Genomic DNA, 14,532 nt, shown 5'->3' on the forward strand with positions numbered 1-14,532 from the left:
AGGATGAAAAAATACGGTGTCATGATTGTGGGAACCGGGTGGGTGTCCGGCGAGCACATCCGGGCTTTTGAAATGACGGAGCGGGCTCAGGTGACGGCTATTGTCTCCCGCAGCCGGGAGAAGGGGGAGGCCAAAATGCGGGAGTACGGCCTGGAGGGCCGCTGTAAGGTCTACACCGACTATCAGGAAGGTCTAAAGGACCCCAATGTAGACATTGTGGTCATCTGCACGCCAAACGATATGCACTGTGAGCAGACCATTCTGGCTGCCGAGGCGGGGAAACACATCCTGATTGAAAAGCCGGTGGCCCTCACCTGGGAGGACACGAAACGAATGGATGAGGCGGTGCGCAAGGCCGGAGTCAAGACGCTGGTGGGCTATGTTCTCCACTACAACCCCTTGTTCGTCACCGCCAAGAAGATTCAGAAGGACTTCATCGGCGAACTGAAGTACGCGGAGACCGACTATTTCCACCGGGTTATGGGTGATATTCCCTGCTATCAGTGGACGTGCAAAAAGAGCGTAGGGGGCAGCTCCTTGCTGGCCGGCGGTTGCCACGCCGTGGATGCCATGCGGTGGTTTATGCAGGACGAGGTGGTGTCCGTCTACGCCCAGTCCAGCAAAATGCGCACGGATCTCGAGTTTGACGGTACCATCTCCATTATCCTGAAATTCAAGAACGGTGCGGTTGGTAAGGTAGGCAGCAGCTATGACTTCATCAGTCCCTATGTGTTCAATCTTCACCTGTGCGGCACCAAGGGCACCCTCTGGAATGAAAAGTTGTGGTCGCCCGGCCAGATCACGGAGCAGCGGGATTACATGGAATTGCCGGTGCTCACCCCTAACAGCGGTGATGTGAAGCACCACCCCTTCCCTGAAGAGGCAGCCCATTTCCTGGACTGCATCATCCACGACAGGGAGACAGACTGCCCTATGTCCGATGCGGTCAAAACTCAGGAAATTGTCTTTGCCGCTGACCTGTCCGCCGCCACCGGCGAGGTCGTACATCTGCCTTTAAAATAAATAAAATAATAAACTTCGGGAATAACCATACATTCATTCTTTGCAGTCATAAACCTGTCGGAATCCATGGGCTCTGACAGGTTTTGTTTTGCGTTTGTCCCCTTCTTAGGCTGAATTTTGCTTTTTGGGCTTTACCCAAGCCGTAATCCGTACGGGATTTTGGAGCAGTCATGACTGGAGACTGACAGAGAGCGGAATGCCGCCATGGCTGCCTGGCGCTGGCAAGCGGTGGTTGCGTGGGCGTAAGCCTAAGGTGGGCTCTGCTGACCGGAGCTGCTTCAGGAGACCACCTGAGTCTGTTCGCAGGCCAAGCTGGCCCACACGAGGCCAACTGCCGTTCAAAACTCCCTGTCATGGGTATGACCTTGCCCTCAGACTGAGGCCGACGTATGGGATTTGGGGCCCTTGCCGCACTTCAAGTGCCCCGTTCAGCGTTTCACTGCATCCAGTTCCCACCGGTATTATTTTGGTGCAAAGCATGCGGTGTTCCAACAGTTGCGTTTCTTTGAAAAAGAAGTATATAATATACAAAACCGTTTCAGGCACGAATCTACGCGGCAACAGGGGGTGGGACGCGATGACCTTGCGGGAGATCATGAAAACCAATGTCGGGCCCGAACGCTTAGAACCATCATTACCCCAGGAGACGGAGATTCATCATCTGCCTCCAGAGGCGGTGGATGAAGGCGTGGTCTATGAGGTTGTGAATGAACTGGGGGATAAGGTGGGGGAGCTGGCAGGCAGCCAACTGGCCTTTCTGGTCCGCCGTGCGGTGGAGCTGGACCTGAATGAACTGCTCAACGCCATCGAGGACGGCGTGGTAGTGCTGGACCGGGAAGGTCGAATTTGCTATGAAAATGAGGCGTACAGCCGCATCATTGGAGTACCCATGCGCAAGACCATCGGGCGGGATATGCATGTCATTGAGCCGGATGCTCTGCTGCTTCGGGTGCTGGAGAGCGGAAAGCCCGACGCCCGAAAGTGGCACCGCATCAAGTCGGTGGGGAAATATGTATCTATGCGCATGTTTCCCGTGTGGCGGAACGGTGTGGTGGCCGGGGCCTTCTCCATCTTCCGGGATGTGACGGAACTCAACCGTCTTGGCATGGAAGTGGAACGGATCACCCAGGTGGCCGAGGAATTGACGAGCCAGTTGGATGTAGAGCTCTCCAGGTTTCAGATGATTGGACAGGACCCTCAATTTCGCACTCTTTTGTCCCGTGCTGTCACCGCCGCCAAAACCGACGCGACGGTGCTTATTCGGGGGGAAAATGGTGTGGGCAAGGAGGGCTTTGCAAAGCTGATTCACCAAGCCAGTCCCCGAAGAAATAGGCCTTTTATAACGGTCAACTGCGCTGCCATCCCGGAGGCGCTCATTGAGAGCGAGCTGTTCGGCTATGAGGAGGGCTCCTTTACAGGGGCAAGGAAAGGGGGGAAGCTGGGCAAGTTTGAGCTGGCCCAGGGAGGTACCCTCTTTCTGGACGAGGTGGGGGATATGCCCCTGATAATGCAGAGCAAGCTGCTGCGGGTGCTTCAAGGGGGGGAGATTGAGAAAGTCGGGCGGGAAGAAAACGTGGCGGTGGATGTGCGAATTGTGGCGGCCACAAATCAGCCCCTGGAGGAACTGATAGAACAAAGACGGTTTCGGGCCGACCTGTACTATCGCCTCAATGTGGTGCCCCTCTCCATACCGCCGTTGCGGGAACGGCAGGGCGATATTCTCCCTCTGGCCTATCACTTTCTGGACCGCTACAACGAACGATATCAGAAGTCGGCCGTTATCAGCCGAGGGGCCGCACAGGCGCTGCTGTCCTATGATTGGCCGGGTAATGTACGGCAGCTCCAAAACTGCATCGAGTCGGCCGTCATTCTGTGTGGTCAGGAGGAGATCGACCCGGCCGACCTTTCTCTGGGCACGATCGCCAGAACGGTTGAGGCGGCCCAGCCCGCAGAGACGCGGCAATATGGAACCCTGCGGGAAGAGACCATCCGTTTTGAGGGACAGTTGCTGCGGGCGGTGCTGGAGCAGTGCGGCGGAGACAGGGATGAGACTGCCCACCGGCTGGGCATCAGCCGGCGCACATTTTACCGCAAATGGTCGGAAACTCAGCCGTGACAAAAATGGCACAAGAGACAAATTTGACACCAATAAAAGGACAGATTTGACACAGGCGGGGTAGTCCTGCGTATCATACGCAGGACTACCCCGCCTGTTTTCTTAGGGGCCCAAGGGAAAGTGGCGGTTGGTCAGGAGTTGGCACGCAAGTTGCTTTTTTTGTGGGTGTCCAAACAAACACAAGCCTTCACACATTTTATTTAAAAGAAAGGGGCAAAAACATCCATGAAGAGCAGCAGCTATTCCGGATTTTTCAAACTCTCTGTTGAGGAGCGCATGAAGGAGGTGGCCGAGTTCTGTACACTGACGCCGGAGGAGCAGGCCATCCTGAAGGAGGCTGATTCCCTGGACATGGACAAGGCCGACCACATGATTGAGAATGTAATTGGCCGCTTTACGCTCCCCATGGGCGTGGGAATCAATTTCGTAATCAACGGCAAGGATTACGTCATCCCCATGGTTACGGAGGAGCCATCCGTGGTGGCGGCCTGCTCCAATGCAGCCAAGATGGCCCGGCCTGGCGGCGGCTTCACTACCGACTATACCGGCAGTGTCATGATTTCCCAGATCCAACTGCTGGACGTGCCTGCCCCCTTCTACGCCAAGGGGAAGATCCTGGAGAACAAGGAGAAGATCGCCGAGATCTGCAACGCCAGGGACCCCATGCTGGTGAAGCTGGGCGGCGGCGTGAAGGACGTGGAGGTCCGGGTGCTGGACTCCCTGGTGGGCCCAATGGTGGTGGTTCACCTGCTGGTGGACACCGGGGATGCCATGGGCGCCAACGCGGTGAACACTATGGCCGAGGCCGTGGCACCCTTCCTGGAGGAGCTCACCGGCGGCCGCGCCGAGCTGCGTATCCTCTCCAACCTGGCAGACCACCGAATCGCCCGCGCCCGCGCCGTCTTCAAGAAGGACGCCATTGGCGGGGAAGAGGTTGTCGATAAAATGATCGCCGCCTATGCCTTTGCCGCCGCAGATCCCTACCGGGCGGCCACCAACAACAAGGGCATCATGAACGGCATCATCCCCGTGGTCATTGCCACCGGCAACGACACCCGCGCTATCGAGTCCGGTGCCCACGCCTACGCCGCCCGCAGCGGACAGTACTCCCCCTTCGCAACCTGGGAGAAGAACGCCGACGGCGATCTGGTGGGCTCCATCGAGATGCCGATGGCCGTGGGCCTCGTGGGCGGCGCCACCAAAATTCACCCCGCCGCCAAGGTGGCAGTGAAGATGCTGGGCGTCAAGACCGCCGGGGAGCTGGCCCAGATCATTGCTGCCGTGGGCCTGGCTCAGAACATGGCCGCCATGCGGGCTTTGGCCACCGAGGGCATTCAGCGGGGCCACATGTCCCTCCACGCCCGCAACCTGGCCGCCACCGCCGGCGCCACCGGAGAGCTGCTGGAGAAAATTGTAAAGCAGATGGTATCTGAAAAAAATGTCCGGCTGGAGTACGCCCAGGAGCTGGTCAAACAGTATCAGAAGTAACCGGAGGGAGGCACGCGTATGTTAGCCATTCTGGTGTCCCTGGCGCTGCTGATCGTTCTCACCTTCCGTAAGATCAACATCGTGGTGGTGGGCATTGCCGCCGCCGCAGTCATGGCCCTCCTATCCGGTCAGCCGGTGGTGACCGCAGTCACCGATACCTATATGACAGGGGCCGCCCAATTTGTGAGGGACAACTTCCTGCTCTTCTTTTTCAGCGTCCTGTTCGGAAAGGTCATGGAGGAGACAGGGGCGGCTGCCTCCATTGCCAAATTCTTGGCTGAGCTGTTGGGGGAGAAGTTTGCCATCCTGGGCGTCATTTTCTCCGGCGCAGTGCTGGTCTATGGCGGTGTCACCACTCTGGTGGTGGTGTTCAGCCTGTATCCCATTGCCCTCTCCCTGTTCAAGAAGGCCAACCTGCCCCGCTATCTGCTGCCCGGCGCGATTGCCGGCGGTTGCTTTACCTTTGCCTGCGCAAACTTTCCCGGCACGCCCAATCTGGTCAATGTGATCCCCACCACCTATCTGGGGACCAACACCATGGCGGCCCCTCTGGTGGGCGTGATCACCGGAATTGCTGTCATGCTCATGGTGTGTGTTTACTTCCTGTGGGAGGCAAGTCGGGCCCGGGCCCGGGGGGACTGCTTTGTGGAGGACGAGGCCACTACCCAGAGCCTGGTCAAGGCGGCATCCATGGTGCGGCTGCCCAGCCCGATCATCGCCATCCTGCCCATTGTGCTCATCCTGATCCTGCTCAACGTGTTCAAGCAGCATGTGGTCGTGGCCATGCTGGGCGGCATCCTTCTGTGCGTGGTGCTGTTCTTTCGGAATGTCCACGGTGTGCTGGACATGTTCTCTTACTCTGCCGAAAATTCGGCCATCGCCATCATCAACACTGCGGTGGTGGTGGGCTTCGGCTCGGTTGTGCAGGCCTCTCAGGGATTTCAGAAGCTGCTGGATTTCGCCACCAGTCTGGAAAATATCCCGCCCCTGCTGGCCTTCGGCCTGATGACCACCATTCTGGCCGGCGCCTGCGGCTCCGGCTCCGGCGGTTTGGGTATCGCCCTGTCCGCCATGGCGGACAAATACATCTCCCTGGGCCTGGCCCCGGAGATCCTGCACCGGGTGGGCTCCGCCGCCTCCGTTGGCCTGGACAGTCTGCCCCATAACGGCGCGGTAATCACCCTGCTGACTATCTGCGGCCAAAGTCACAAGGAGAGCTATAAGTACATTTTCTTCCCCACGGTTGTCTTTACCCTGGCCGGCATGTTTCTCTCCATTGCCCTGGGGACCGTGCTCTATCCCATCTCATAAGGAGTTATATCATGGAACTAAAATTGCCTGAACAGATTGACGTTATCGACATCACCATGCGGGACGGGCTTCAGAATGAGGAACACTATGTGCCCCTGGAGGCCAAACTCTATCTGGCTGACAGGCTGATCAAGGCCGGCTTTAAGCGCCTGGAGGTGGGCTCCATCAGCCATGTGGCCTATGTGCCGCAGTTTAAGGACGTAGACGAGCTGCTGCTCAAGCTTCCCAAGGACGTGGACGTGGAGTATACCGTTCTGGCCCTCACCCCCAAGGCCATCGAGCGGGTGGGCGGCCTGCTGGATCGGGGGGCCAAGATCGACCGGGTGCTCACAGGCCAGATTGCCACCAGCGAAGCATACGCCATGAAGAACATGCGCCGTACCCACCAGCAGCTCTTTGACGAGGCAGAGAAGAACGTGAAGGCCCTCCACGATATGGGCATCAAGAGGGTGGCTGGCAACATCGGCACTGTGTTCGGCTGCCCGATCCAGGGGAAGGTATCCATCGAACGGGCCTACGAATTTGTGGATCGTATGTTTGATATCGGCTTTGACGAGGTAGAGCACTCCGATTCCGACGGTATCGCTACACCCAGGGACATTGCAGACTACTTCCAAGTCATTTTGGAAAAGCACCCAGACCCCGCACGGCACTCCTTCCATATCCATGATATTCGCGGCATGGGCATCGCCGGGTACTACGCAGCCATGCTGGCTGGTATCCGCACCTTTGACTGCACCGTGGGCGGCATCGGCGGCCAGGTGGCAAACTTTTTGGATGGTGTGCCGGTTAAGGGCGCGGGGGATTACTACTTTGACACCTGCCGCACCGGCTTGGTATCCACCGAAGACTTTATCACTATGGTCAATGGCATGGGTATCCATACCGGCGTGGATCAGGAGAGGCTCTACGCTCTCGGCCGCAATCTGGAAAAGATGCTGGGCCGTCCGCTTTACTCCTTTACCAGCACGGTGCGTTCCGGTTTGGGAGCATAACAGAAGCCACCGGCGGAGGTCTTTCGGTTTGTATGGGGCTGGGCTGGAGACTGAAGTTCTAAGCGCAGGGACACCCGGAGCGTATATGGCGCGGTTGCCCGTCGGTGTCCGCTGCTCAAAACAGCTCGGTATAGATTTTGAGCACACGAGTCTCGTCCAGGGGGACGAAGCTGTTGTCCATCAGGCGGCCCTGGCCAGTGATGACGCTATGGGTAAAGTCCCGGAGGTCCTGCCTGGTGACGCCATACTCGTGGAGGGACCGTTTTGGAAGAAGCTGGTTGAGCAGCTCTTCTAGGCGGTCATATACGGCTTGGGTGCCGCAGCCCAGAAGGCGGGCGAGAAATTCATTCATTACGGCAATTTCTCCATCTTGGCGGAGCTCCAGATAGTTTTTCAGCACACCGGTGAACATGGCGTAGTTGCTCTCGCCGTGGGCCACATGGTATTTTCCACCCAGCGGATAGCTCATTGCGTGTACCGCCGCGCAGCCGGCGGTGCCGAAGGCAATGCCGGCGAAGTTGGATGCCACCAGGAAATCATCCAGCAGGATATGCAGGGCCTCACGGCCCTCGGACACGAGGCGCTGGTAGCCATGGAGAATCATTTCGATGGCTTTGTATCCGAACAGCTTGGTGTAGGGGGTAGCCCTGGGGGACAGGGAGGATTCCACCGCATGCACCAGGGCATCAATGGAGCTGGCGGCAAACACGCCGAAGGGCAGCCCCTCCAGCAGTTGGGGAATGAGCACCGCGTGGTCGGCATACATGGCCGGGCTCACCAGACCCAGCTTGGTGCCCAGACGGGTGCGGGCGATGATGGAGAGGTTGGTCACCTCGCTGCCCGTGCCGCAGGTGGTGGGGATGAGCACCAGCTCCCGCCGCTTATCCAGGGCGGGGGCCCTGTCAAACAGGGTGTCTACCCCCTCGCCGCTGGAGACTGCCAGGATCTTGGCGATGTCGAGCACTGTGCCGCCGCCAATGGCAATGACACGGGTACAGCCCATTCTGGCCGCGTCGGCCAGAATGGCGTCTACCATCACATCGGTGGGTTCTCCGGCGCCGTATTCCTCCTGATAGATGGTGTGAACCGGAAGTCCCATCTGGCCGAGGTAGGGCTCGTAGATGTATTTATTAGTCAGAACCAGGTCCCGTTCTCCCGGATGAAATTCCTTTACAAAGTCCAGACAGGTCTCAAAGCGGTGAAGCGTGGGGCGGATTAGAAGTTCTACCATGGTGTTTCTCAAATCCTTTCAAGCTTGGTTTGTCTGCAAAACAGATGTGGTATCTGTTGTTGTCTGTATGCAAAATATATGCCAAATTGCACCCGCTCAGAAATTCTGAGCGGGTGCAATTTTACAGCAGGCCATATTTTTTGAGCTTGTACTGCAATGTCCGGCGGGAGATACCAAGGTATTGGGCGGTTTTTTCGCGGTGTCCGCCGTGCAGACGGAGTGCCATTTGAATGCGGAGATACTCCTCATTGAGGCATTCCGGGCCGGATTCCGGGGAGGGAGGCTCCAGCTGAAGCATGCCTGTGGGAATCTGGTTGATTTTGACCACGGATGACTCGCTCATAACCACCATGTGCTCTACAAGGTTGCGCAGTTCGCGGATGTTTCCCGGCCATTTGTAGTGATTCAGGATTTGATAGACGCGGCTTGAAAATTCCTTTTGAAGACCGTATTTCTGACAGAAGTGGTCTAAAAAGTAGTCGGCCAGGGGAGTAATGTCCTCCCGGCGCTCTCGGAGAGGCGGAATGGTGATGGGAATGACGTTAAGACGGTAATACAGATCCATGCGGAACGTTCCCTCCTTGACACACTGAGCGAGAGCCACATTAGAGGCGCAGATCAGCCGGAAATTCACGGCCCGCGGTTTGACTGAGCCTACCGGAATAACCGCTTTGGTTTCCAGAACCCGCAGCAGCTTGGCCTGGAGAGACAGCGGCATGGAGTTTACCTCATCAAGAAGGAGGGTGTTGTTGGCGGCGGCTTCAATCAGGCCGATCTTTCCGCCGGAGGCGGCCCCGGTGAACGCACCCTTCTCATAGCCGAAGAGCTCCGCCTCCAATAGGGATTCGGGGAGAGAGGTGCAGTTGATAGCCACCATCTGCTTTTTTCTGTAGGGGCTGTGCTGGTGGATATACTGGGCCACGATCTCCTTCCCGGTTCCGGATTCTCCCAGAAGGAGCACGGAAGCGTCGCTCTGCGCCGCACGTGCGGCCTGCCTCAGAACGCCCACCATGGAGGGACTTTTGGCAATCACCTCTCTGCGGTCGTCCCAATTGCCGCGTATTCCTGTAGCAATGGCGTTGATGGCCTTGGCGTGGCTGTATTTCTGGTTCATGGCATCAACCTGGATCTGGCAGGAGATGGCGTATACAATTTCACCCTGCGCGTTGAAAATAGGGGACACGGTTACCAGACGGCCCACCTGTTTCCCGTCGGCAGAAACTGTAACATGAATCTGCGTGACAGCCCGCTTCTCGTGGTAGACCTTGTCTACGACGCTCTCCTTGTAGAGTCCGCTTGCGATGAAGTCATATACCGTGTGATTTAAGTAGTCCTGACGGGTTCGCCCTGTGTATTGCAGGAGCGTCTTATTGACAAACAGGTATGTCCCTTTGTTATCAAAGATGATAATTCCAACATCCAGATTATCCAGGATGTTTTCCAGCCCGGGCAGATTGCTTGCCATAGCTTCCAGCCCTCCTTATGCGTTCTGCTCCTATGCGTTTCCCCTTTAAAACTATCAAATGGAGGGCAAAAAATCAACCACAATTGTAGTGGGTTGCACAGGCGAAATTGGAACTGCACATTGAAATACAAGGATTCCTGAGTGAGCATTTGCACAAAAATTGCATTGTCATGCCCTGAATGTGCAATTCCGGCGGGAAGTCGTGAATTTGCCTCGAGAAGTGGCCGAAACAGGGGCGAAAAACAGGGGGATACGGGCTGGCATCCGGTTTGCTTCCTAAGGTGGTCAGACACGACCTATGTCCTGTCACACGATTTTAGCAAGGAGAAGGAGGACTGCAATTGATGAAAGCGGCAATTATGGGCGCTGGAGCAATGGGAACCGTCTTGGGTGCCTTTCTTACCAGAAACGGGTTCCCGGTGGATCTAATCGACTCCTATCCGGCCCAGGTGGATGCACTCAACGAAAAAGGGGCCGGCGTTGTTGGCTGTGCAGAGCTGACTGTCCCGGTCCGTGCACTGCTGCCGGAGCAGATGGAAGGGGTCTATGACCTGGTGTTTCTGATGGTCAAGCAGACCAACAATGAGGCGAGCCTTCGGGCGCTGTTGCCCCATTTGGGAGAGAACAGTACGGTATGTACCTTGCAGAACGGAGTGCCGGAATTAGCTGTGGCCGAGTTCGTCGGCCGGAACCGCACAGTAGGCGGAGCCTGCCGTTGGGGGGCCACGTTTGTGGAGCCCGGTATCTCCGAGCTGACCAACGCCCTCTCCGCCCGCACGGTTCTGTTTGAGATCGGGGAGATCGACGGACGTATTACCGACCGCATCCGAGCGGTGGCCAAGGTTTTGGGCCATATGGACAACGGCAAGGTGGAGATTACCGACAACCTGATGGGGGCCCGGTGGCTCAAGCTGATGCTCAACTGCTGCATGAGTGGCCTGTCCTCGGCCTTGGGCTGTACCTTTGAGTCGGTAATCTCCAGTGAAAAGGCGCTGGCCTGCACCTCCTATCTTGCGGCTGAGGTGGTCCATGCAGCGCGGGCCGCGGGCTTCCAGCTAACGGATACCAACGGACTGAATACCGCAGAGATCGCCGACTTCCAAACGAAGGAGGAGTTAGAGCGGTCCAAGGGATACATCTACCGCAATTACTATCCCCTACGCACTGCCAAGGCCAGCATGTTGCAGGATCTTGAGCGGGGGAAAAAGACGGAGATCCAGATGATTAACGGTTATGTCGGCGCTATGGGCCGCAAGTACGGTGTTCCCACCCCGTTCAACGACCTGGTAGTGAAGATAATTACTGATATAGAGGAGGGCCGCCGTAGAGCGGAATTCGGCAACCTGGCTCTGTTTGTCCTGCCGGAGTTGCAATAAGAAAGAGACAAAAAGGAGGAAAACCTATGTCCTACGTCCGCAACGACAGCCTGATGTACCAAATGCCGGTTCATTTCGGGCCCTGCGTAACTCCCCGACAGAACAAAGAGGGGAAGCGCTTTATCTATGACCAGGCTACGCGACTGACCAAGCATACTATTGTCTACGAAAGTGATCCGGAGGCCCTGTCCGCTGTCCTGCCCCAGCGGTTCGAGCTGGCTGCCCCCTACGTCATCATCAATATGAACATGCTGCGGGACGTGGCTTGGCTGGCTGGACACGGATACAACCTTACCGGCGTCTCTGTGCCCACCCGTTTCCATGGAGAAAAGGGGGTGGTGGAAGGCAACCTGCTTCTGGTTATGTGGGAAAACCATGCCGACCCCATTATTACCGGCCGGGAGCAGCTCGGTTACAGCAAGATATTTGCCTCCATCGACGACATCCATACGTACGGGGGGGTATCAAAGACGGAGCTGACCTCCTGGGGATTCCGCTTTCTGGAGCTGGAGTTTGATGCCAACCGCCAGCCGGAGAATCTGGAGGAGCTGAAACGGGTGCTGAATAACCCGGATAGTCAGGGCATCATGCACTATAAGTACATCCCGCGTACCGGCGGCGGCTTCACTCAGGCGGATGCGGAATATGTCTGCCTGAATCCTAAAGCAGCCAAGCTGCCTGACGACGTAAAGAAGTATCCGGCGGATCATCTGACCTATATGGGCGGTCAGGTGCGCTGGCATATACCCACCTGGGAGGATATGCCCACCCAGTACCATGTGGCACAGGCTCTGGGCAGTCTGCCAGTCAAGCGGATCGTCGGCGCGGTACGTTCGGAGGGCTATACCCTGGGCGATCTTTATGGGCAGACCACCGTCATGTGAGGCCTGCGGAGAAGCAAAAGCAAAGAGAATGAAGGAGCGCATTACCACGGAAGGAGTGATTGTATGTCCCCCAGCGTTATCAGCCTGATCGGTATCCTGTTGGGCATGGTCATCTTGGTTTTCCTGGCATTCAAAGGCTATAATGTCATTATCGTTTCTGTTATCGCCGCACTGGTTGTGGCCGTTTTTGCCGGCACCGACATTCTGCCGCTGATTACAGACTCCTATATGACCAAGTTCGCTGACTTTGCAAAAAATAATTTTATGATCTTTCTGCTTAGTGCCGTCTTTGGAAAGCTCATGGGCGATTCCGGAGCGGCCGACACCATCGCCTACTCCATGCTGCGCGTGGTCAACCACGTTCACAGCCAGCGAACCAAGCAGTTGGTCGGCGGTCTGATGATCACCGCCATTGTAGCGGTTCTGACCTATGGCGGCGTCAGCCTGTTTGTCGTCATCTTCACCCTGATCTCCATCGGCCGCAAGCTCTTTGAGGAGCTGGACATCCCCTGGCGGCACTACCTTACCTTCCACGGCATCGGTTCAGCTACCTTTACCATGACCATGCTCCCCGGTACGGCAGCGCTTCAGAACATTATTCCCACGCAGTATCTGGGCACTACGCCAATGGCGGGGGCCGCCATCGGCCTGACCGGCGCTGCTATTCAGATTTTACTGTGTGTTCTCTGGGCAGCCTTTATACTCAAGCGCGCCCGCGCCCGGGGTGAGGGCTTCCGCCCCTCCGGCGAAGCAGTCAAGGCCGCCTACCGGGATGAGGATGAAAAGAAAGCCGCCGCAGGAGAAAGCCAGGTCGGCATACCTCTGCTGCTGGCCCTGATTCCTCCGGTTGTCCTGCTTCTGGTGCTCAATGTCTGCAAGCTGCATGCGGTTATCGCGCTCTCCTGCGGCATTCTGGTATGTCTGATCCTGTTCGGCCTGATCCTGCGCCGCCTGGATAACCTCAAGGCCACTCTGGCAGCCGGCGCGGTGAATTCCATTTCCACCATCGGTACCACATGTGCTGTAGTGGGCTTTGGAGGCGTGGTGGCTGCGGTCTCCGGCTATCAACTGATCCTGGGCTCTCTGACCAGTATCCCGGGCCCGGCCATTTTCAAGCTGATTATCGCCGTGAACGTGGCGGCCGGCCTCACCGGTTCCTCCTCCGGCGGCCTTTCCATCGCTCTGGAAAACATGCAGGATTACTTCCTGGGGCTCGGCTTGTCTCCCAACGTCATTCACCGCATTGGTGCCATGTCCTCCGGCGGACTGGACTCCATGCCCCACGTCAGCGGCTTTGTCAATAACCTTCAGGTGTGCCGCCTGAATCACCGCCAGTCTTACCCCTCTTATGCCATGGTCTGTCTGGTCATTCCCATCGTCACAACCTGTGCCTGTGCTGTACTGCTCCAACTGGGTATTCTGCCTGCTGTTTAGTGGATTTAGAAAAAATGGATTTGAACATTTGCAGAAAGGAGTCTATATTGTTATGGAGCTCAATCTGAACGGAAAAGTCGTCGTTGTTACCGGCGGCTCCAGCGGTATCGGGGAGGAAACCGCCATGGAGTTTGCCCGGGAGGGCTGCCAGGTGACCATCGCCTCACGCAGTGAGAAAAAGCTGGCGGAAGCCGCCGGGCGGTTCGAGGCCGAGGGCTTTCAGGTCCACACCCAAGTCGTGGACGTATCCAAGCCGGAAGATATCAGCGCCCTGGGCGAGAAGGTCTTTCAGCAGTTTGGCCGTATCGACGTGTGGATCAACAACGCCGGAGGGAATATCACCAAGCCCTTCCTGGAGCTCACGGTGGAGGACTGGAACTTTGTTATCAGCACCAACATGACTTCCGTATTTTGGGGTACCCATGTGGCAGTCGACTACATGAGACGGACTGGCGGCGGCGTCATTCTCAATACCTCATCCTACATGGCGCTTATTCCTGCCACACAGAAGATTGCCTACGCAGCTACCAAGGCGGGCATTGTGAACATGACCAAGACGACTGCCGGTGAGCTGGCCCCCTTGGGTATCCGGGTCAACTGTGTGGTGCCCGGCCTGATTCAGACGCCAATTGCGGCCGAGCGTATCGCTGCCAACCGGGAAAAGCTGTGTGCCCAGATTGCGCTACAGCGCTTCGGAGTCCCCTCTGATGTATCTCGTGTTTACACCTTTCTGGCGTCCGATGCTGCGGCATTCATCACCGGCGCCGCAATCGAGGTCAGCGGCGGAAAGCTCTGTGTCCAGGATATCGGCGCTCCCTGGGGAAAGCAGATCTGACCGAGGAAGGCAAATGGTAAATTTGTTTCTTTATCATCTGCTTGTATAGGACAGCCTCCACAGATGCTCCATTTGACAGATGGCTCTTACTTGTACGGAAGTCAAAGTTATAAATACTCTATATTTGAAACCAGAGAGAAGCAGCCGGGATGTGTGTGTTCCGGCTGCTTCTGTCAGATTTTAAATTTATTCACTGGCTTTCTTTGCATTCTGGCACTACCCCAAACCGTGAACCCTACAGGATTCCGGAGCTAACCGAGAGCGGACGCCCCTCATTCCCCGGCCGCATGGCGCTGGGAGGTGGTGGCCGCGTTGGTGCAGGCGCCTGGGGGGAGCCACGCTGACAAGTGCCCCTGCGTCCCGGATTGCGTTCC

Annotated in this window: 10 protein-coding genes and 1 pseudogene; 9 read left to right on the forward strand and 2 right to left on the reverse strand. The window is 56.9% G+C overall.

The features are described 5' to 3' along the window. Positions 1-3: 3 nt before the first annotated feature. The 5 genes and pseudogenes from ACESY8_RS01520 to ACESY8_RS01540 all read left to right on the forward strand — a co-directional run bounded on the left by ACESY8_RS01520 (position 4) and on the right by ACESY8_RS01540 (position 6,933). Positions 4-1,023, forward strand: coding sequence for a Gfo/Idh/MocA family protein (locus ACESY8_RS01520; protein ID WP_024723641.1), 1,020 nt, complete (start codon positions 4-6; stop codon positions 1,021-1,023). A gap of 577 nt (positions 1,024-1,600) precedes the next feature. Next, complete coding sequence (locus ACESY8_RS01525; protein ID WP_434307876.1) at positions 1,601-3,139, forward strand: sigma-54 interaction domain-containing protein; 1,539 nt, start codon at positions 1,601-1,603, stop codon at positions 3,137-3,139. Between the two features lie 222 nt (positions 3,140-3,361). Beyond that, positions 3,362-4,627, forward strand: a pseudogene (locus ACESY8_RS01530) (hydroxymethylglutaryl-CoA reductase, degradative); the annotation flags it as partial. Positions 4,628-4,645: 18 nt separating this feature from the next. Continuing rightward, complete coding sequence (locus ACESY8_RS01535) at positions 4,646-5,938, forward strand: GntP family permease (protein WP_007490580.1); 1,293 nt, start codon at positions 4,646-4,648, stop codon at positions 5,936-5,938. Positions 5,939-5,949: 11 nt separating this feature from the next. Next, the gene (locus ACESY8_RS01540; protein ID WP_044938727.1) at positions 5,950-6,933 is read left to right on the forward strand and encodes a hydroxymethylglutaryl-CoA lyase-like TIM-barrel protein; all 984 of its coding nucleotides are present in this window, start codon (positions 5,950-5,952) and stop codon (positions 6,931-6,933) included. A gap of 115 nt (positions 6,934-7,048) precedes the next feature. On the opposite strand, the gene ACESY8_RS01545 is transcribed toward ACESY8_RS01540, so the two are convergent. Both ACESY8_RS01545 and ACESY8_RS01550 read right to left on the reverse strand, forming a co-directional pair. Beyond that, positions 7,049-8,164, reverse strand: coding sequence for a 4-hydroxybutyrate dehydrogenase (locus tag ACESY8_RS01545; protein ID WP_007490575.1), 1,116 nt, complete (start codon positions 8,162-8,164; stop codon positions 7,049-7,051). 121 nt (positions 8,165-8,285) lie between these two features. After that, a complete protein-coding gene (locus tag ACESY8_RS01550; RefSeq protein ID WP_007490573.1) occupies positions 8,286-9,629 on the reverse strand; it encodes a sigma-54 interaction domain-containing protein in 1,344 nt (447 codons plus the stop codon). A gap of 344 nt (positions 9,630-9,973) precedes the next feature. On the opposite strand from ACESY8_RS01550, the gene ACESY8_RS01555 reads away from it, so the two are divergent. The 4 genes from ACESY8_RS01555 (at position 9,974) to ACESY8_RS01570 (ending at position 14,158) form a co-directional block, all read left to right on the forward strand. Further along, entirely contained in the window at positions 9,974-11,005 is a 1,032-nt protein-coding gene (locus ACESY8_RS01555) for a ketopantoate reductase family protein (RefSeq protein WP_054339197.1), read from the forward strand. 26 nt (positions 11,006-11,031) lie between these two features. Next, positions 11,032-11,889 carry an acetoacetate decarboxylase family protein gene (locus tag ACESY8_RS01560; protein WP_054339196.1) on the forward strand — a complete coding sequence of 286 codons (858 nt, stop codon included), beginning with the start codon at positions 11,032-11,034 and terminating at the stop codon, positions 11,887-11,889. A gap of 63 nt (positions 11,890-11,952) precedes the next feature. Further along, positions 11,953-13,323, forward strand: a complete 1,371-nt coding sequence (locus tag ACESY8_RS01565; protein WP_024723634.1) for a GntP family permease — start codon at positions 11,953-11,955, stop codon at positions 13,321-13,323. Between the two features lie 52 nt (positions 13,324-13,375). After that, the gene (locus ACESY8_RS01570; RefSeq protein ID WP_007490565.1) at positions 13,376-14,158 is read left to right on the forward strand and encodes an SDR family NAD(P)-dependent oxidoreductase; all 783 of its coding nucleotides are present in this window, start codon (positions 13,376-13,378) and stop codon (positions 14,156-14,158) included. The last annotated feature ends 374 nt before the right edge of the window (positions 14,159-14,532 follow it).

Source organism: Clostridium sp. ATCC BAA-442, from assembly GCF_964239415.1.
In the GTDB taxonomy this organism is placed as follows: domain Bacteria; phylum Bacillota; class Clostridia; order Oscillospirales; family Oscillospiraceae; genus Flavonifractor; species Flavonifractor plautii.

Coding starts and splice junctions, on each gene's coding strand:
- ACESY8_RS01520 (WP_024723641.1), top strand. CDS start 4: ATGAAAAAATACGGTGTCATGATTGTGGGAACCGGGTGGGTGTCCGGC.
- ACESY8_RS01525 (WP_434307876.1), top strand. CDS start 1,601: ATGACCTTGCGGGAGATCATGAAAACCAATGTCGGGCCCGAACGCTTA.
- ACESY8_RS01535 (WP_007490580.1), top strand. CDS start 4,646: ATGTTAGCCATTCTGGTGTCCCTGGCGCTGCTGATCGTTCTCACCTTC.
- ACESY8_RS01540 (WP_044938727.1), top strand. CDS start 5,950: ATGGAACTAAAATTGCCTGAACAGATTGACGTTATCGACATCACCATG.
- ACESY8_RS01545 (WP_007490575.1), bottom strand. CDS start 8,164: ATGGTAGAACTTCTAATCCGCCCCACGCTTCACCGCTTTGAGACCTGT.
- ACESY8_RS01550 (WP_007490573.1), bottom strand. CDS start 9,629: ATGGCAAGCAATCTGCCCGGGCTGGAAAACATCCTGGATAATCTGGAT.
- ACESY8_RS01555 (WP_054339197.1), top strand. CDS start 9,974: ATGAAAGCGGCAATTATGGGCGCTGGAGCAATGGGAACCGTCTTGGGT.
- ACESY8_RS01560 (WP_054339196.1), top strand. CDS start 11,032: ATGTCCTACGTCCGCAACGACAGCCTGATGTACCAAATGCCGGTTCAT.
- ACESY8_RS01565 (WP_024723634.1), top strand. CDS start 11,953: ATGTCCCCCAGCGTTATCAGCCTGATCGGTATCCTGTTGGGCATGGTC.
- ACESY8_RS01570 (WP_007490565.1), top strand. CDS start 13,376: ATGGAGCTCAATCTGAACGGAAAAGTCGTCGTTGTTACCGGCGGCTCC.